The organism is Streptomyces sp. L2, assembly GCF_004124325.1.
In the GTDB taxonomy this organism is placed as follows: domain Bacteria; phylum Actinomycetota; class Actinomycetes; order Streptomycetales; family Streptomycetaceae; genus Streptomyces.
In genome coordinates this window covers 7,420,037-7,436,664 of sequence record NZ_QBDT01000001.1, presented here as the reverse complement: position 1 = coordinate 7,436,664, position 16,628 = coordinate 7,420,037, and the positions used below count along the sequence as shown (strand labels likewise).

The window sequence follows — 16,628 nt, the reverse complement described above, 5'->3', positions numbered from 1 at the left end:
CCGTCGCGGCCGTCGCGGCCCGGACGTCCGGTTGGTCGCCGCCGCCCGCGTCCCTGACGCTGGAGAGACCTCACAGCCGACGGAGGGTCCCCTCGTGATCAGCATTCCCGCGCACACGCTCAACGACGGTACGACGGTCCCGGCGATCGGACTCGGCACCTGGCCGATGGACGACACGCTGGCCGAGACGGCCGTACGCACCGCGCTCGACCTCGGCTACCGGCTGGTGGACACCGCCGCGAACTACGGCAACGAGACCGGGGTCGGCCGGGGCGTCGCGGGAAGTGACGTGCCGCGCGAGGACGTCACGGTGACGACGAAGCTGCCGGGCCGGCACCACGGCTACGAGGAGACCCTCGCCTCGTTCGAGGAGTCGCGGCGGCGCCTCGGCCTGGAGTACGTCGACCTGTATCTGATCCACTGGCCTCTCCCCCGGCTCGGCCGGTACGCCGACTCGTGGCGGGCGATGATCAAGCTGCGGGAGGACGGTCTGGTGCGCTCGATCGGCGTCTCGAACTTCACTCCGGAGCACATCGGCCGGCTGGAGCAGGAGACGGGTGTCCTGCCGTCGGTGAACCAGGTCGAGCTGCATCCGCTGTTCCCGCAGGAGGAGCTGCGCGCCTTCCACGCCGCCAAGGGCATCCGCACCGAGAGCTGGAGTCCGCTGGGCCGGGGCAGCCATCTGCTGGACGACCCCGCGCTCGCCGGGATCGCGCGGGCGCACGGGGTGACGCCCGCGCAGGTGCTGCTGCGCTGGCACGTCCAGCTGGGCGCGCTGCCCGTACCGAAGTCCGCCGACCACGACCGGCAGCGCGCCAACCTGGACGTCTTCGGCTTCACCCTGGACGACGAGCAGATGGCGGGCCTCGGCCGGCACGCCCCGCGCCGGCTGGGCGGTGACCCCGAGACGCACGAGGAGTTCTGAACCCTGCCGCGCCATGCGGGTACCCGGAGCCGTGCGGCGGGCGGACGGGCCGTGCGCCGGACGGAAGGAGACGCAGGTGGCGGCGGAGGACCGGCTGCGGACGTACCGTGGCAAGCGAGACTTCGAGCGGACCCGGGAGCCGTCCGGCAAGGCGGCCGACGGGGAAGGCGGGCAGCCCCGGTTCGTGGTGCAGATCCATGAGGCGCGCCGGATGCACTTCGACTTCCGGCTCCAGGTCGACGACGTCCTGAAGTCCTGGTCGGTGCCCAAGGGCCCGTCCTCGGACCCCGGGGACAAGCGGCTCGCGGTCCCCACCGAGGACCATCCGCTGGAGTACGAGAACTTCGAAGGGGTCATCCCGAAGGGCGAGTACGGCGGCGGGACCGTCATCGTGTGGGACAACGGCACGTACGAGCCGCTGAGCCATGACCGCCGGGGCCGCCCGGTGGACTTCGCGGAGTCCCTGGACCGTGGGCACGCGAGCTTCCGGCTGCACGGCACCAAGCTGCACGGCGAGTACGCCCTCACCCGGTTCCGCAGCGGACAGGACGAGGAGGAGGCATGGCTGCTGGTGCGCAAGGGACCGGCCCGGTCCGGCGCCCACGGCACCCCCGACCCCCGGCGGGCCCGCTCCGTCCGCACCGGGCGCACCCTCGCGCAGGTCGCCGCCGGCGAGGAGTGAGCGGCGGCCCCGCGAGACACCGGCGGGGGCCGCGGGTCAGTCGCCGGGCAGCGGTTGTTCGGCCCAGATCGTCTTGCCGCCGCCCGTCTGCCGGCTGCCCCAGCGCTGGGTGAGCTGGGCGACGAGCAGGAGGCCGCGGCCGCCCTCGTCGTAGGCGTGGGCCCGGCGCAGATGGGGTGAGGTGGCGCTGCCGTCGGAGACCTCGCAGGTGAGGGCTCGGTCGCGGATCAGGCGCAGTTTGATGGGCGGCTCGCCGTAGCGGATGGCGTTGGTGACGAGTTCGCTGACGACGAGTTCGGTGATGAAGGCGGCCTCGTCGAGCCCCCAGTCGGCCAGCCGCTCCGTGGCGGCCTGCCGGAACACGGCGACCTGGGCGGGGTCGGCCGGCACGTCCCAGGTGGCGACCCGGTCTTCGCCGAGCGCTCGGGTGCGGACCAGGAGCAGCGCCACGTCGTCGCTCGGCTGGTCGGGCAGGACGGCCTTGAGCACGTTGTCGCTGAGCGATTCCAGGGAGTCGGCGGGCGCGCCGAGGGCGCGGCGGAGTTCGGCGGTCGCGCTGTCCCCCTCGCCGTCCCGTTCGCGGTCCGCGAGGAGTCCGTCGGTGTAGAGGGCGACGACGGATCCCTCGGGGAGTTCCAGTTCGGTCGCCTCGAAGGGCAGTCCGCCGACGCCGAGGGGCGGCCCTGCGGTCATGGGGACGAACTCGGCGGTGCCGCCGGGCAGGACGAGCGCCGGGGCCGGGTGGCCGGCGGCGGCCAGGGAGAGCCGGCGCGAGACGGGGTCGTAGACGGCGTACAGGCAGGTCGCACCGAGTTCGGCGACCTCCTCGCCGGTGTCGTCGGAGCCCAGGTGGGTGACGAGGTCGTCGAGGTGGGTGAGGAGTTCGTCGGGGGCGAGGTCCACGTCCGCGAGGGTGCGTACGGCGGTGCGCAGCCGGCCCATGGTGGCGGAGGACTGGATGCCGTGGCCGACGACGTCGCCGACGACCAGGGCGACCCGGCTGCCGGAGAGGGGGATGACGTCGAACCAGTCGCCGCCGATCCCGGCGACGGACCCGCACGGCAGGTAGCGGTGGGCGACGTCGACGGCGACCTGGCCGGGGAGCCGGCCCCGGGGCAGGAGGCTGTGCTGGAGGGCGAGGGCGGTGCCGCGTTCGCGGGCGAAGCGGCGGGCGTTGTCGATGCAGACGGCGGCGCGGCTGGCGAGCTCCTCGGCGAAGACGGTGTCGTCGGGGCCGTAGTCGTCGGGGTGGGTGTCGCGGATGCCGACGACGACGCCGAGCCGGGTGCCGCGGGCCCGAAGCGGGACGGAGATCATGGAGTGGGTGCCGTGCCGGAGCGGCCGGGTCTCGGGCGAGCGGGCGTCGCGTTCGCTCATCCAGCGGACGAAGTCCGGCTCTCCGGCGTGGCTGACCACGGCCCGGCCCTCGCGCAGCGCGCGTGCGGGCGCCGAGTCGGCGGGGTAGGAGTCGACGGCGCCGAGCTGGACGGCGGCCTCGGGAGCGCCCTCGACGGCGGAGCCGTGGGCGACGCGGCGCAGGTCCACGGCGTCGTCGGGCGCCGCGGGCCGCTCCTCGGCGCCGAGGACCCAGTCGAGCAGGTCGACGCTCGCGAAGTCGGCGTAGTGCGGCACGAGGAGTTCGACGAGTTCCTCGGCGGTGCGGACGACGTCCAGGGTGGTTCCGATGGCGGTCGCGGCCTCGTTGAGCAGGGCGAGCCGGCGGCGCGCCCAGTACTGCTCACTGCTGTCGAAGGCGGCGAGTGCCACCGCGGTGAGCTCGCCCGAGCCGTCCCTGAGCGGCCACATTTCCATGCTCCAGGCGTGTTCCCGGTTGCGGACGGGGGCGCTGCTGAAGCTCTCGTAGCGGACGGGCCGGCCGGTGTCGACGACCCGGCGGAGGTGGTCCACGAAGCCCTGGCTGTGCTCGGCGCCCGCCGCGGTGCCGGGGAGGAACCGCCCGACCAGGTCGTCCTCGCGGACACCCATCGCCCGGCAGGCGACGTCGTTGAGGCGCAGGTAGCGCTGGCGCAGGTCGAAGACCGACATGGACATGGACGCCTGCTGGAAGGCCTCGGCGGCCAGGCCGTCGCCGGGTGGGCCGGCCGGGTGTGCGGTGACGACATGTGCGCCCGGTTCGCCGTCGGGGCCGAGGACGGGGCAGGCGGTCACGGTCAGCTCGATCCGGTGGCCGTCTCGGTGACGCAGGGCGACGGTTCCGGTGCGGGCGGCGAGGGCGGCGGCGGGGACGTCCGCGGCGAGGAGGCCGGCCGCCGCCCGGCCGACGACCTCCTCGGCCGGGTGGCCGGTGAGCAGCCGGGCGCCGTCGCTCCACCCGGTCACCCTGCCCAGGGCATCGATGATCGCCACGGCGGCGACGTGGTCCATATGCCCCAGGATGATCCCATCGGTGCGGCGCATCAAGCCTGGGCGCCGGGCGGCTCAGCCCTGCCGGGCCCGCAGGGCCGCCAGGGCCCGGTCGGCGTGGGTGTTCATGCGCAGTTCGCTGCGGACGACCTCCAGCACGGTGCGGTCCCGGTCGATCACGAAGGTGACCCGCTTGGTGGGCGCGAGCGAGAAGCCCCGCCGGACGCCGAACCGTTCGCGGATCGCCCCGTCGGCGTCGGAGAGGAGGGGCATGCCGAGGGTGTGGCGCCCGGCGAACTCCTGCTGCCGTTCGACGCTGTCGCCGCTGATTCCGACCGGCCGGGCGCCGACGGCGGCGAACTCGGCGGCGAGGTCGCGGAAGTGGCAGGCCTCGGCGGTGCAGCCCGGGGTCAGCGCGGCGGGGTAGAAGAACAGCACCACCGGCCCGTCGGCCAGCAGCTCGGTGAGGTGCCGTACGGTGCCCGCCTCGTCCGGCAGCGCGAAGTCCTCGATCGTGTCGCCGACCTCGATGTGTCCCGTCACGACCGCCCCTCCCCGTTCCGGGCGATGCCGCGCGCCCAGAGCACCAGCGGCACCTGGAGGGGCAGCCGGGCGAGCGCCGCGGTGCGCCGGCGGGCGGGGCCGCGGCGCGAGTCGACGGCCATCTGCACGTTGGCCGGGAACACCCCGACGAAGAAGGCGGCGGCGGCCCGTGCCGCCGCCGTCCGGGTGCGGGGCGCGGCCACGCCGGCCGCCAGGGCGAGTTCCACGACGCCGCTGCCGTACGTCCAGGCGCGGGGCGAGCCGGGCAGCCGCTTCGGGACGATGGCGTCGAACTGGCGCGGTGCGGCGAAGTGGGCGACCCCGGCCGCGGCCAGCAGGCCGGCGAGCAGCAGGGGTGAGCGTTCGGACCGTGGCACGGTTCCTCCTTGGGTGACCTGCCGCCGGATATTACTCGACAGTAGACGGCGGGTGTCGGCCCTTGTGGCCGGACCCGTTCAGGGGAACCCGCGCCCCGGCGCGCGTGACGGCGGCGGAAGCGGTCGACATCTTCAGCCGTGACCGCCCTGACCCCGCCGCTGCCCGTCATCCCGCCCATGCTCGCCACCCCCGGCGCGCTGCCGCCCGCGGCGCAGGACGCGCGGTGGGCGTACGAGACGAAGCAGGACGGGCAGCGGGTGATGGTCTATCTGCCCGGGGACGGCAGTGTGCGGCTGCGGGCCCGCTCGGGCGAGGACATCACCGGCGCCTATCCCGAACTCCGGCCGCTCGGCGCCGCCCTGGGACGCACCCCGGCGGTCCTGGACGGCGAGGTGCTGGCGCTCGACGAACGGGGGCGGGCGGACTTCCAGTTGCTGCAGGGCCGGATGGGCCTCGCGCACGCCCCGGCGCGGGCCGCCCGCCGGGCCGCCCAGGTGCCGGTCCACCTGGTGCTGTTCGACGTGCCGTACCTTCAGGAGCCGCTGACCGGGCTGCCGTACACCCGGCGGCGGGCCCGGCTGACGGAGCTGGGTCTGGCCGGGCCCCACTGGTCGACGCCCGGGGCCGTGACGGGGCACGGCGCCGAGGCGCTGCGGGCCACCCGTGAGCACGGTCTGGAGGGGCTGGTGTGCAAACGGCTGGACTCGGTGTACGAGCCCGGGGTCCGCTCCCGCGCCTGGATCAAGATCCGCAACATGCGCAGCGAGGACGTCGTCATCGGCGGCTGGCTGCCCGGCAAGGGCCGGCTGACCGGCCGGCCCGGCGCGGTGCTGGTGGGACAGCGCGCGGGCGGCCGGCTGCGCTACGTCGGCGGCGTGGGCACCGGGTGGAGCGAGGCGGAGCGGGCCGAACTGGCCGAGCTGCTCCGGGCGGTGGCCGCCGACCGGTGCCCCTTCGATCCCGTGCCGCGGATCGCGGACGCCCGCTGGGTTCGGCCGCGGCTGGTCGGCGAGGTCAGCTACAGCATCCGGACCCGGGCGGGCATGCTGCGCCAGCCGTCCTGGCTGCGGCTGCGCCCGGACCTCACCCCGGAGGAGTCGGCCGCCGACCTGCCGGAGGAGTTCGGCGGGACTCCCTGAACCGGGGAGCCGGACGTTTGCCGCGGCTTCGCGCGCGGGACATGCGCGAGTCTTGGCAGTGCGGGTCACGGGCGGCATGCTGAACTCCCTTGCCCCCCACCGCTGTTGGAGGCCCCTCGTGCCGCCTCGCATGCCGCGTGTCCACTCCCGCAGATGGCTCGCCGGCCTGGCCGGTGCCGCCGTTCTCGTCATCGCCTTCCCCGGCGTCGCCTTCGCCGCCCCGCCCCCGGCACTGCCCGGCAACGCCGAGCCGGCCGAGGTGACGTACCAGCCGGCCTTCGACTACGACACCGACGGCTGCTACCCGACGCCCGCCATCGGTTCCGACGGCAGCATCAACCCCGGTCTGAAGCCGACCGGCGCGCTCAACGGCAACTGCCACGACGCCTCCGACCTGGACAACACCAACAGCTACTCGCGCTACAAGTGCAACAACGGCTGGTGCGGATACCTGTACGGCCTGTACTTCGAGAAGGACCAGGCGCTGCCCGGCGTCAGCTGGTTCGGGCACCGCAACGACTGGGAGCACGTGGTGGTGTGGGTCCAGGACGGGCAGGTCCGCTACGTCTCGACGTCCAACCACGGCTCGTTCACCGTGCACCCGGCCTCCGACGTCCGCTTCGAGGGCACGCACGCCAAGGTCGTCTACCACAAGGACGGCATCGGCACCCACTGCTTCCGGCTCGCGAACACAAACGACGAGCCGCCGGAGAACGACAAGCACACCTGGCAGTACCCGCCGCTCATCGGCTGGAACGGCTATCCGCCCGGCCTGCGCGACAAGCTCAGCGCGTACGACTTCGGCAGCGCCCACTTCGGCCTGAAGGACGGGAACTTCGCCTCCCACCTGGCCTCGGCGAAGCCGGCCGGCATCCCGTTCGACCCGAACGCCTGAGCCCGGCGCGCGGTCCCCGGCGGCGGAATCCGGCTCCCCGGCGCCGGGCCGGCCGGTCCCGGTCCGGTTCGAGGTGGCCGAGGGTCTATGGTGTGCCCCATGTCCGTGCCCGAACTGATCCGTATCGTCTCCCGTGACTCACCGATGGCCCTGGCCCAAGTGGAGCGGGTGCGCGCCGAGTTGGCCGCCCTGCACCCCGGAGTGCGCACCGAGGTCGTACCGGTGCGGACCACCGGGGACAAGTGGCTCGGGGACCTCTCCCAGGTCGAGGGCAAGGGGGCGTTCACCAAGGAGGTGGACGCCGCCCTGCTGGCCGGTGAGGCGGATCTCGCGGTGCACTGCGTCAAGGACGTGCCCGCCGACCGGCCGCTGCCCGCCGGCACGGTGTTCGCCGCGTTCCTGAAGCGGGACGACATCCGGGACGCGCTGGTGCACCCGGGCGGCCTGACCCTGGACGAGCTGCCCGCGGGCACCCGGATCGGCACCTCCTCGGTCCGCCGGGTCGCCCAGCTCGCCGCCACCCACCCGGAGCTGGAGTGCGTGCCGTTCCGCGGCAACGCCAACCGCCGGCTGGCGAAGCTGGCCGCCGGGGAGGCCGACGCGCTGCTGCTGGCGGTGTCCGGTCTGGAGCGGATCGGCCGCCGGGACGTGATCAGCGAGGTGCTGTCGCCGGAGACGATGATGCCGCCGATCGGCGCGGGCATCCTGGCGCTGCAGTGCCGTCAGGACGACACGGCGCTGATCGACGCGGTCAGCGGGCTCGGTGATCCCCGCACGCACCGGGAGGCGACGGCCGAGCGCATGTTCCTGCATGTGCTGCAGGGCCACTGCAACAGCCCGATCGCCGGGTACGCCCGGGTGGACCGCGGCGGCGAACTGTCCCTGCGGGCCTGCGTGTTCACCCCGGACGGCAAGACCCGCCTGAACGCCCACGAATGGGCGGGCCGCCTCGACCCGGCCACGCTCGGCACCTCGGTCGCCGTGGCGCTGCTGCGTCAGGGCGCACGGGAGATCATCGACGGCATCCCGCACTGACGGCGCACGGCGCCGGTACGGGCGCGGTGGCGGGTCGTCAGCCGGGGCCCGGGCGGGCCGTCAGGCAGCTCCGCGCGGGTCGTCAGGCGGGGCCGGGTTCCGTCTGGTCCTTGAGGAAGGCGCTGACCTGGTGGGCCAGGCTGCCCGGGCCGCCGGTCGCCGTCGCGGTCGCCGCGGTGCCCTCCAGGACGCCGATGCCGCCCGTCCACAGCCGGCGGTCGCTCCACTCGTCGTCGACCCGCAGCTGCACCTGGACGTCGACGTGAGCGAGGGAGGCCTCCGGGGCGGCGGCGTAGAGGACGGCGGTGGCCCGGCGCAGGGGGTAGACGTCGAAGCCCTCGATGAACTGGGAGTTGCGCCAGTCGATGAAGGCGCCCTCCCCGTCGGGGCCGACCCGGACGTCGGTCTGGCCGTCCTCCAGGTGGATGCCGAGGTGGCGCGCGCCGCGGTTCTCCACGGTGATCCGGACACTGAAGTACGTCAGGCCGGCGGCGGCGTCGTCACGTCCGCGCGGCGGCTCGGCGGCCTCCAGGCGATGGACGCGGACCCGCAGACCGGCATGCTCGTCGTACTCGTGCCAGTCCCCGACCACGTTCGGCTCGTACACAGTGCCCCTCTCGACCTTCGAGAGCTGCTGTCTATCTGTGTGCTCAGCGCACTGTCAAATGAGCGGAATGCGCTGTGGCCAGGGGGTTCGCCCGCTTTGATCGCTGATCAAGCGCTGCCCAGGAAGAATCCGCCCCCGGCCGCCCGGGTCGGTGCGCGCCGCGTGCCGCACATCACGTCCGCGGCAAGATCAGCGGGCGAGCCGGCCGAGCAGGGACGAGGCCGCGGTGATGCCGAGGACGGCGGCCACCGCGAGGACGCCGAAGTCGCCGGCGAGGTGCGCGGGCGCGCCGATCAGCAGCCCGCGCAGCGCGTCGACCTCGTGGCTGAGCGGGTTGACCTTGCTGACGGCCTGGAGCCAGCCGGGCATCACCGAGACGGGGTAGAGGGCGTTGGATCCGAAGAACAGCGGCATGGTGATGGCCTGACCGATGCCCATGAGCCGGTCCCGGCTGAGGACGATGCCGGCGATGGTCATCGACAGGCACGAGAAGAACACGGCGGCGAGGACGACGGCGGCGGCCACGCCGAGCAGGCGCAGCGGGTTCCAGGTGAGGGCGACGCCGAGCAGGGCGGCGATGACGATCACGACGATCGCCTGGATCAGCGACTTCACGCCGGCCGCGAACGCCTTTCCGGTGATCAGTGCCGAGCGCGGGGTCGGCGTGACGAGGAGCTTGTTGAGGATGCCCGCGTCCCGCTCCCAGATGATCTGGATGCCGTAGAAGATGGCGATGAACATCGCGGACTGGGCGATGATGCCGGGCGCCAGAAAGTCGAGGTAGGGGATGCCGCCGGTGGGGATCGCCCGGATCCGGGTGAAGGTCTGGCCGAAGATCAGCAGCCACAGGGCCGGCTGGATCGCGCGGGTGTACAGCTCGGTGCGGTCGTGGCGCAGTTTCTGCAGTTCGACGGCGCACAGTGCGGTGACCCGGGCGGGCAGGAGCCGCCAGCCCGCGCGGGGCGCCGGCGGACGGAGCAGCAGCTCGGTTCCCTCAGCCGACACGGCGGGCGGTGCGGCGGGTGCTTCGGACATCGCGGAAGTCTCCTGACCGGTCGTCGAGGGCGCTGCCGGCGACGTCGCGGAAGACGTCCTCCAGCGTGGGCAGGTCCGTGCCGCCCCGCCGTTCGGCGAGGCCGCGGCAGAGTTCGGCGGGGGTGCCGAGGGCGCGGACGCGGCCGAGGTGCATCAGGCCGACCCGGTCGCAGTACTGGTCGGCCTCGTCCATGTAGTGGGTGGTGACGAGGACGGTCATGCCGGTGGCGGCGCGGACGGCGTTGATGTGGTCCCAGACGCCGGTGCGGGCGATCGGGTCGAGGCCGATGGTGGGTTCGTCGAGGATGAGCAGGCGGGGCGCGCTGACCAGGGCCTGGGCGAGTTCGAGGCGGCGGACCATGCCGCCGGAGTAGGTGCCGGCGAGCCGGTCGGCGGCGTCGGCGAGGCCGACGGCGGCCAGGGCCTGCGCCACGCGTGCGGCGCGTTCCCGGCGGGGCACGTCGAAGACGCGGGCGAACAGGGTGACGTTCTCCCGGCCGGTGAGTCCACTGTCGGCGGAGAGCTGCTGCGGGACGTAGCCGAGGAGCCTGCGCACGGCCATGCGGTCGCGGGCGGCGTCGTGGCCGAACACCGTGACCGTGCCGGCCGGGACCGGCAGGAGGGTGGTGAGGCAGCGGATCGCGGTGGTCTTGCCGGCGCCGTTGGGGCCGAGCAGCCCGAACACCTCGCCCTCCCGGACGGTCAGGTCGAGTCCGTCGACCGCCACGGTGGCGCCGAAGGAGTGGGTGAGCCCGGTGCAGGCGACGGCGTCGGTGGTGGTGACGGGGGTGTCGGCGCTCATGTGTCCTCGGCCTCCTCGTGCAGGGCGAGGGCCAGTCTGCGCAGCGCGGGGAGTGCCGCCCGCAGGGCCTCGCGGTCGGTCTCGTCGAGCCGGGACACCTGCCGGCCGAGCAGCTCGGCCCGGCGGCGCCGCCAGTCCTCCAGTCGCCGCTCGGCGGCCGCCGTCAGCAGCAGCCGGGCGGCGCGCCGGTCGGCGGGATCGGTCTCCCGCACCAGATAGCCGTCCCGCACCAGCCGGTTGACGAGGGTGGACACGGAGTTGTCCGCCAGGTGCAGCAGCCCTGCGGCGTCGGAGACGCGGACGCCGGGCCGGTGCTCGACCAGCCGCAGCAGTTCCACGTCGGCCCCGCGCGGTCGCGGCTCGGCCGACCCGCCGCGCAGGCGCCGGCGGATCAGCCGCTGGATCCGCACCAGGGTGTCGGCGAGGTCCTCGGGGAAGCTCTCCGGTTCCTCCACCCTCGAAGATTACCTCTGCTACAGAGGTAATCACCGTCAAGGGGTGGTCAAAAGCGATGCGTGGAACCCACCAGTTATCGACATATTTGTTTGTGTATGTCCGCTACCGGGAATCTGCACCTATGTGCTTCGGACAGGAGGCACGTCCGTGGGAGCCGGCAGAGCCGGGCCCCGGTGTCCTTCTCCGGTCCGAGTCCACCTCCCACGGTGTCTGTCCACCCAGCACCTGCTGAGAGAGGTGCGCGCGATGCGTGTCACTGGCAGCACCAAGCCTCATCCTCATGACGACGCCCCCGAGACGGGCGAATCCTTCGAGCGGCTCGCGAGGCTGCCCGACGGACCCGAGCGCCAGGCGCTGCGGGACGAGCTGGTCCGGCTCTGGCTGCCCATGGCCGAGCGGATCGCCGTCCGGTTCCGCGGCCGCGGGGAGTCCCTGGAGGACCTGTACCAGGTGGCCGCGCTGGGCCTGGTCAAGGCCGTGGACCACTACGACCCGGAACGCGGGCGCGCCTTCGAGGCGTATGCCGTGCCCACCATCACGGGTGAGATCAAACGGCACTTCCGCGACCACATGTGGACCCTTCACGTGCCGCGCCGGGTGCAGGATCTGCGCAACCGGGTGCGCGGCGCCCTGAAGGAACTGTCGCAGACCATACCGGGCCGGCCCCCCACCGTCGCCGAGGTCGCCGCGCACACGCAGCTCACCGAGGCCGAGGTGCGCACCGGGATGGAGGCCCTGGAGTGCTTCTCGGCGCTGTCGCTGGACGCCGAGGTGGCCGGCACGGAGGGGTACGCCCTCGGGGACTCGCTCGGCGGCCCGGACCCCGGCTACGACCTGGTCGTCGACCGGGCGGCGGTCCGCCCCTGCCTGGAGGCACTGCCGGAACGCGAGCGCACCATCCTGTACCTGCGGTTCTTCGGTGGCATGACGCAGAGCCGGATAGCCCAGCAGCTCGGCATCTCGCAGATGCACGTCTCCCGGCTGCTCAGCGGCTGCTTCGACCGGCTGCGCGAGGAACTGCTCGCCGAGGCCCGCTGAGCCGGCGCCCGCACGGCCGGCTCACTGTTCGGGGGCGTCGGGGATCCCCGGCGAGCCCGGTACCTGGGTCGGCCCGTACCGGTCCAGCGCGTCCTCCAGCTCGGCGAGGACGTCGGGCGGTATGTCCCCGTTGCGACCCCAGATGAGGATCAGCTCGGCGACGTTGCGCAGCTTGATGTTGGTGTGCTGGGAGACGTCCTTGAGCACCTCCCACCCCTGGTCCGGCGGCACGCGGGCGAGGGCGACGACCATGCCGATGGCCTGGTCGACGACAGCGTGGGAGGCCAGGGCCTCCTTCATCTGGTCGACTTCGGCCTGCAGCTCGAAGATCCGGTCGGATTCGCTCTCTGCCATGTCTCCATCGTGCTCACCCGCCTGGCCGCCTGCCACCGGGGTACTCGACAGGCGCCCGCACCTCCCCCGGCCGGACACTGGTGACAGACCGGTGTCCGCCGGGGCCCCGAGACCAGGACGCGACTGCCATGAACCATGATCTCCCGCGCGGCGGCGGGACGAAGAGAGACATCGTCTCCACGCACGCCGTCTTCGGCGCCCCCTGCTGGGTGAGCCTGACCAGCCGCGACCTGGAGGCCACCCAGGACTTCTACGCGGCCGTGCTCGGCTGGCGGTGGCGCGGGGCGAAGCTCGGCGAGCACTTCCGTATCGCGCTGGCGGACGGGGTGCCGGTGGCGGGGATCGCGGCGGTGGCCGCGATGTGGCAGATGGCGGTGGCGTGGACGCCGTACTTCGCGGTCCGGGACGCCGACGAGGCCGCGGCCCGGGCGCGCGAGCGCGGCGGTACGACCGCGGTCGGCCCGCTGTCCTTCCCGCCGGGGCGGGCGGCCCTGCTCGCCGACCGCGACGGGGCGACGTTCGGGATCTGGCAGGGCGAACTGGTCTCCAACTGGGAGACCTGGCGGCGGGCGGCACCCACGTTCATCCGGCTGCACACCCGCAACGCGTTCGACGCGGCGATCTTCTACGGCGAGATCCTCGACTGGGCGACCGAGCACCCGGGCTGCTGCGAGGTGCAGTACGAGGGCGGCGAGGTGGTGCTGCGCAGCGGGGGCGACGTGATGGCGCGCATCGACTCCGGCGCGGTGGAGGCGGCCCCCGACCCTTCCGTACGGCCGCACTGGCAGATCCACTTCGCGGTCGCCGACGTGGCGGCGTGTGCGCGGGCGGCGGAGAAGCACGGGGGGAGTGTGCTGCGGGAGGATGAGACGGAGGCGATCCTCCGGGATCCGGACGGGGCGCAGTTCACGGTGACGTCACGCCGCGCTCGCTAGGCCGTCGGGCGGGGGGTGGCCGAGCTCCGTTGCCGGGTGCGGGCACGTTGTGGTTACTCGCGCAGTTCCCCGCGCCCCTTGAGGGGCGCGGGGAACTGCGCGATCGGCTACGGCGGACCCGCACCCGGCGACAGTGGCGCGCCCCCTGACGGTCACCCGGGGTTTCTCGGTGGACGTGAGAGCACGACCATGCTGCGGGCTTCCACGCGGAGCCTCGTGCCGGCCTTGCGTTCGCGTTCGTCGGGGATGCCGTCGGGCTCGGCGGTGTCGACGAGGGTGGTCCAGCGCTCGCCGAAGGTGTCGTCGGGGAGGCGGAAGTCGACCGGTTCCCAGTAGCCGTTGAGGAGCAGCAGGAACGAGTCGTCGATCAAGCGCCGCCCGTGGAAGTCGCGTTCGGCGATGGCCTCGCCGTTGAGGAACACGCCGACCGAGTGCGCGTCGTCCCGGTGCCAGTCCCGGTCGGTCATCTCCCGTGCGTCGGGCCGCAGCCACATCAGGTCGGGCAGCGGCTCGTCGGCGTGGGTGGCGGGTTCGCCGTGGAAGAAGCGGCGCCGGCGCAGCACCGGGTGCGCGGCGCGCAGGGCGATGACGTGCCGGGTGAACGCGGTCAGCGCGTGCTGCTCGTCGCTCAGGTCCCAGTCGATCCAGGACAGCTCGTTGTCCTGGCAGTAGGCGTTGTTGTTGCCCCGCTGGCTGCGGCCGAGTTCGTCGCCGTGGCAGAGCATCGGGATGCCCTGCGACAGCAGCAGCGTGGCCAGCAGGTTGCGCTGCTGGCGGGCGCGCAGTTCGAGGACGGCCGGGTCGTCGGTGTCGCCCTCCGCCCCGCAGTTCCAGGACCGGTTGCTGCTCTCGCCGTCCCGGTTGCCCTCACCGTTGGCCTCGTTGTGCTTGTCGTTGAACGACACGAGGTCGCGCAGGGTGAAGCCGTCGTGCGCGGTGACGAAGTTGACGCTCGCCCGCGGCCGGCGCCGGCTGTGCCCGTACAGGTCGGAGGAGCCGGCCAGCCGGGAGGCGAACTCGCCGAGGGAGCCGGGTTCGGTCCGCCAGAAGTCCCGTACGGCATCGCGGTAGGGGCCGTTCCACTCCGACCACAGCGGCGGGAAGTTGCCCACCTGGTAGCCGCCCTCGCCGACGTCCCAGGGCTCGGCGATCAGCTTGACGCGGCTGATCACCGGGTCCTGCTGGATGAGGTCGAAGAACGCCGACAGCCGGTCCACCTCGTGGAACTGCCGGGCCAGGGTGGCCGCGAGGTCGAAGCGGAAGCCGTCGACGTGCATCTCGGTCACCCAGTACCGCAGCGAGTCCATGATCAGCTGCAGGACGTAGGGGTGCCGCATCAGCAGGCTGTTGCCGGTGCCGGTGGTGTCGTAGTAGTGCCCCCAGTCGCCGTCGACGAGACGGTAGTAGGAGGCGTTGTCGATCCCCCGGAAGGACAGCGTGGGGCCGCGCTCGTTGCCCTCGGCGGTGTGGTTGTAGACCACGTCGAGGATCACTTCGAGGCCGGCCTGGTGCAGCGCCTTCACCATGGCCTTGAACTCGTTGACCTGCTGGCCGCGGGTGCCGAAGGCGGCGTAGGCGTTGTGCGGGGCGAAGAAGCCGATGGTGTTGTAGCCCCAGTAGTTGGCGAGGCCCCGGTCCTGGAGGACGCCGTCCTGCACGAACTGGTGCACCGGCATCAGCTCCACCGCGGTGACGCCGAGCGAGGTCAGGTGCTCGATCACGGCGGGGTGGGCCAGGGCGGCGTAGCTGCCGCGCAGCCGTTCGGGGACGTCCGGGTGGGTGCGGGTCAGGCCGCGGACGTGGGCCTCGTAGATCACCGAGTCGGAGTACGGCCGCCGGGGCGGGCGGTCGTCGCCCCAGTCGAAGTAGGGGTCGGTGACCACGCCGAGCATGGAGTGCCCGGCGCTGTCGGCGCCCGCCGGCCCGTCCTGGGCGCGCTCGTACAGCGAGGCGTGGTTGTCGATCTGGCCGTCCACCGCGCGGGCGTACGGGTCGAGCAGCAGCTTCGCCGGATTGCAGCGGTGGCCGAGGGCGGGCTGCCAGGGACCGTGCACCCGGTAGCCGTAGCGCTGTCCCGGGCCGATGCCGGGCAGGTACGCGTGCCACACGAATCCGTCGACCTCGTGCAGCCGGACGGGTGTCTCGGTGCCGGCGTCGTCGACCAGGATCAGCTCGACGCGTTCGGCGACCTCGCTGAAGAGGGCGAAGTTGGTGCCCTGCCCGTCGAAGGCGGCACCCAGCGGGTAGGGGTGCCCGCTCCACGCGGGCACCCCTTTCCTGGACTTCCGGGCGGTCACCGGCTGCCCTCCAGAGCGTCGTCCGCGGCCGGCGCCGGGCCGGCCAGGGCGGCCACGGGCAGCTCGCGCGGTACCTGGAGCACCTGGCGCAGGGACGGCGCCGGGGCGGTCGGCACCAGCGGGGCGTGCCGGCCGGCGCGGGCCCGCTGGGAGAACCAGATGATCGTGCTGCCGGTGTCCGAGGCGCAGCAGCCCCAGCCGTCGCTCATGGCGGCGATGTCCGCCAGGCAGGGGCGCAGGTCCTGGTCGGGGCGCAGGTCGCGGTCGTCCTCGCCGACCGCGGTGATGAGGTGCTGGCCGTTCCACCACATCTCGATGGACGTGTGCTTGTCCGTCGCGTGCTGGTCGATGGCCCGCAGCAGCAGTTCGGCGCCGCGGCAGACGGGAGCCACGAGGTTGTCGAGGTCCCAGTAGCGGAGGTGGGCGGCCAGGATGCGGCTGACCTGTCCCACCCGTTCGGGGCTGACTTCCACGTCGAGGTGGTAGTAGCAGGGCACTGCGGTCTTCATCGTCGCTTGCTCCTCACCGGCGAAGCTCCCGCTCCCCTCGCCCCCGCCCGGGACCGATCCCGGACACGAAGCGTGAGCGCTGATCGCTTCTGAGTCACCCTCCACAGTGGGACCGCTACGCCATTCGTGCAACACGAGCACCACGGGCAACCAGATGATTGAAGATCCAACAAGACGCTTCGTGTCCGCGCGTGCACCATAAGTGAAAGCCTCGATCGCCGTAACGGTGCCGTGCCCACCCGTGCGCGGACACCACCCGACCGTCGGGAACGCGCCCAGTCGAGAGCGTGGAGGGTGAAGAGGGCCATGCTGCTACCCGCCAAGGCCGAAGTGGCCCGGCAGTTGCGGCGTTACCGGGCGTGGGAGCGCGTGATGCTCGCCTCGCCGCACGACCGCACGGTCCGGGCCACATTCGAGGACTCGGGCTACACCCTGTGCGTGCTGATGGGGAAGCGCTGCGCCCGGGAGGCCGCGGACGCGGCCGAGCGGTATCTGCGCAGCACGCTGGTCACCTACCTGCAGGAGCAGGACGGGCGGCCGGTCTCGCGCCGGGCCGGGCGGCGGGCTCCGCCGGCCGGACGGCGTTCCGCGGCGGGCCGGCCCTGAGCCGGCACCGCACAGTGGCGTTCCACGC

Annotated in this window: 18 protein-coding genes; 8 read left to right on the top strand and 10 right to left on the bottom strand. The window is 73.1% G+C overall.

The window, feature by feature from the left end:
- Nucleotides 1-94: 94 nt before the first annotated feature.
- Nucleotides 95-925 carry an aldo/keto reductase gene (locus DBP14_RS33270; RefSeq protein WP_129311340.1) on the top strand — a complete coding sequence of 277 codons (831 nt, stop codon included), beginning with the start codon at nt 95-97 and terminating at the stop codon, nt 923-925.
- 76 nt (nt 926-1,001) lie between these two features.
- Complete coding sequence (locus DBP14_RS33265) at nt 1,002-1,607, top strand: DNA polymerase ligase N-terminal domain-containing protein (RefSeq protein WP_164992557.1); 606 nt, start codon at nt 1,002-1,004, stop codon at nt 1,605-1,607.
- A gap of 36 nt (nt 1,608-1,643) precedes the next feature.
- Here the strand turns inward: DBP14_RS33265 and DBP14_RS33260 are convergent, their stop codons facing one another.
- Genes DBP14_RS33260 through DBP14_RS33250 form a run of 3 tightly spaced genes read right to left on the bottom strand, consistent with a single transcriptional unit; the run spans nt 1,644 to nt 4,891 of the window.
- Nucleotides 1,644-3,992 (bottom strand): SpoIIE family protein phosphatase, encoded by a 2,349-nt coding sequence (locus tag DBP14_RS33260; protein ID WP_129311338.1) that lies wholly within the window; start codon nt 3,990-3,992, stop codon nt 1,644-1,646.
- 54 nt (nt 3,993-4,046) lie between these two features.
- Entirely contained in the window at nt 4,047-4,514 is a 468-nt protein-coding gene (locus DBP14_RS33255) for a peroxiredoxin (protein ID WP_129311337.1), read from the bottom strand.
- Nucleotides 4,511-4,891, bottom strand: coding sequence for a hypothetical protein (locus DBP14_RS33250; RefSeq protein ID WP_129311336.1), 381 nt, complete (start codon nt 4,889-4,891; stop codon nt 4,511-4,513). The genes DBP14_RS33255 and DBP14_RS33250 overlap by 4 nt, the downstream gene beginning before the upstream one ends.
- Before the next feature lie 177 nt (nt 4,892-5,068).
- Between DBP14_RS33250 and ligD the strand changes: the two genes are divergently transcribed.
- The 3 genes from ligD to hemC all read left to right on the top strand — a co-directional run bounded on the left by ligD (nt 5,069) and on the right by hemC (nt 7,961).
- Complete coding sequence (gene ligD, locus DBP14_RS33245; protein ID WP_129312213.1) at nt 5,069-6,031, top strand: non-homologous end-joining DNA ligase; 963 nt, start codon at nt 5,069-5,071, stop codon at nt 6,029-6,031.
- 130 nt (nt 6,032-6,161) lie between these two features.
- Nucleotides 6,162-6,926 (top strand): NPP1 family protein, encoded by a 765-nt coding sequence (locus DBP14_RS33240; protein WP_129312212.1) that lies wholly within the window; start codon nt 6,162-6,164, stop codon nt 6,924-6,926.
- A 99-nt stretch (nt 6,927-7,025) separates the two neighbouring features.
- Nucleotides 7,026-7,961, top strand: coding sequence for a hydroxymethylbilane synthase (gene hemC / locus DBP14_RS33235; RefSeq protein ID WP_129311335.1), 936 nt, complete (start codon nt 7,026-7,028; stop codon nt 7,959-7,961).
- Between the two features lie 82 nt (nt 7,962-8,043).
- On the opposite strand, the gene DBP14_RS33230 is transcribed toward hemC, so the two are convergent.
- The 4 genes from DBP14_RS33230 to DBP14_RS33215 all read right to left on the bottom strand — a co-directional run bounded on the left by DBP14_RS33230 (nt 8,044) and on the right by DBP14_RS33215 (nt 10,860).
- Nucleotides 8,044-8,568: a hypothetical protein gene (locus tag DBP14_RS33230; protein WP_129311334.1), complete on the bottom strand. Its 525-nt coding sequence runs from the start codon at nt 8,566-8,568 to the stop codon at nt 8,044-8,046.
- A gap of 189 nt (nt 8,569-8,757) precedes the next feature.
- The gene (locus tag DBP14_RS33225) at nt 8,758-9,603 is read right to left on the bottom strand and encodes an ABC transporter permease (RefSeq protein ID WP_129311333.1); all 846 of its coding nucleotides are present in this window, start codon (nt 9,601-9,603) and stop codon (nt 8,758-8,760) included.
- The gene (locus DBP14_RS33220) at nt 9,563-10,405 is read right to left on the bottom strand and encodes an ATP-binding cassette domain-containing protein (RefSeq protein ID WP_129311332.1); all 843 of its coding nucleotides are present in this window, start codon (nt 10,403-10,405) and stop codon (nt 9,563-9,565) included. Before DBP14_RS33220 ends, DBP14_RS33225 begins: the two co-directional genes overlap by 41 nt.
- Nucleotides 10,402-10,860: a helix-turn-helix domain-containing protein gene (locus DBP14_RS33215; protein ID WP_129311331.1), complete on the bottom strand. Its 459-nt coding sequence runs from the start codon at nt 10,858-10,860 to the stop codon at nt 10,402-10,404. Before DBP14_RS33215 ends, DBP14_RS33220 begins: the two co-directional genes overlap by 4 nt.
- Nucleotides 10,861-11,107: 247 nt before the next feature.
- Here DBP14_RS33215 and DBP14_RS33210 point away from each other — a divergent pair, with 247 nt between their 5' ends.
- The gene (locus DBP14_RS33210; RefSeq protein WP_129311330.1) at nt 11,108-11,899 is read left to right on the top strand and encodes an RNA polymerase sigma factor SigF; all 792 of its coding nucleotides are present in this window, start codon (nt 11,108-11,110) and stop codon (nt 11,897-11,899) included.
- A gap of 21 nt (nt 11,900-11,920) precedes the next feature.
- Here the strand turns inward: DBP14_RS33210 and DBP14_RS33205 are convergent, their stop codons facing one another.
- On the bottom strand, nt 11,921-12,253 hold the full coding sequence (locus DBP14_RS33205; protein ID WP_129311329.1) for an ANTAR domain-containing protein: 333 nt from the start codon (nt 12,251-12,253) through the stop codon (nt 11,921-11,923).
- Nucleotides 12,254-12,381: 128 nt separating this feature from the next.
- On the opposite strand from DBP14_RS33205, the gene DBP14_RS33200 reads away from it, so the two are divergent.
- The gene (locus tag DBP14_RS33200) at nt 12,382-13,188 is read left to right on the top strand and encodes a VOC family protein (RefSeq protein ID WP_129311328.1); all 807 of its coding nucleotides are present in this window, start codon (nt 12,382-12,384) and stop codon (nt 13,186-13,188) included.
- 152 nt (nt 13,189-13,340) lie between these two features.
- On the opposite strand, the gene glgX is transcribed toward DBP14_RS33200, so the two are convergent.
- Together glgX and DBP14_RS33190 are read right to left on the bottom strand one after the other, a co-directional pair.
- Nucleotides 13,341-15,458: a glycogen debranching protein GlgX gene (gene glgX, locus DBP14_RS33195; RefSeq protein WP_164992459.1), complete on the bottom strand. Its 2,118-nt coding sequence runs from the start codon at nt 15,456-15,458 to the stop codon at nt 13,341-13,343.
- Between the two features lie 23 nt (nt 15,459-15,481).
- Nucleotides 15,482-15,994, bottom strand: coding sequence for a pep a2 (locus DBP14_RS33190; RefSeq protein WP_129311326.1), 513 nt, complete (start codon nt 15,992-15,994; stop codon nt 15,482-15,484).
- 306 nt (nt 15,995-16,300) lie between these two features.
- Here DBP14_RS33190 and DBP14_RS33185 point away from each other — a divergent pair, with 306 nt between their 5' ends.
- Nucleotides 16,301-16,600: a DUF5133 domain-containing protein gene (locus DBP14_RS33185; RefSeq protein ID WP_129311325.1), complete on the top strand. Its 300-nt coding sequence runs from the start codon at nt 16,301-16,303 to the stop codon at nt 16,598-16,600.
- Nucleotides 16,601-16,628: the final 28 nt, after the last annotated feature.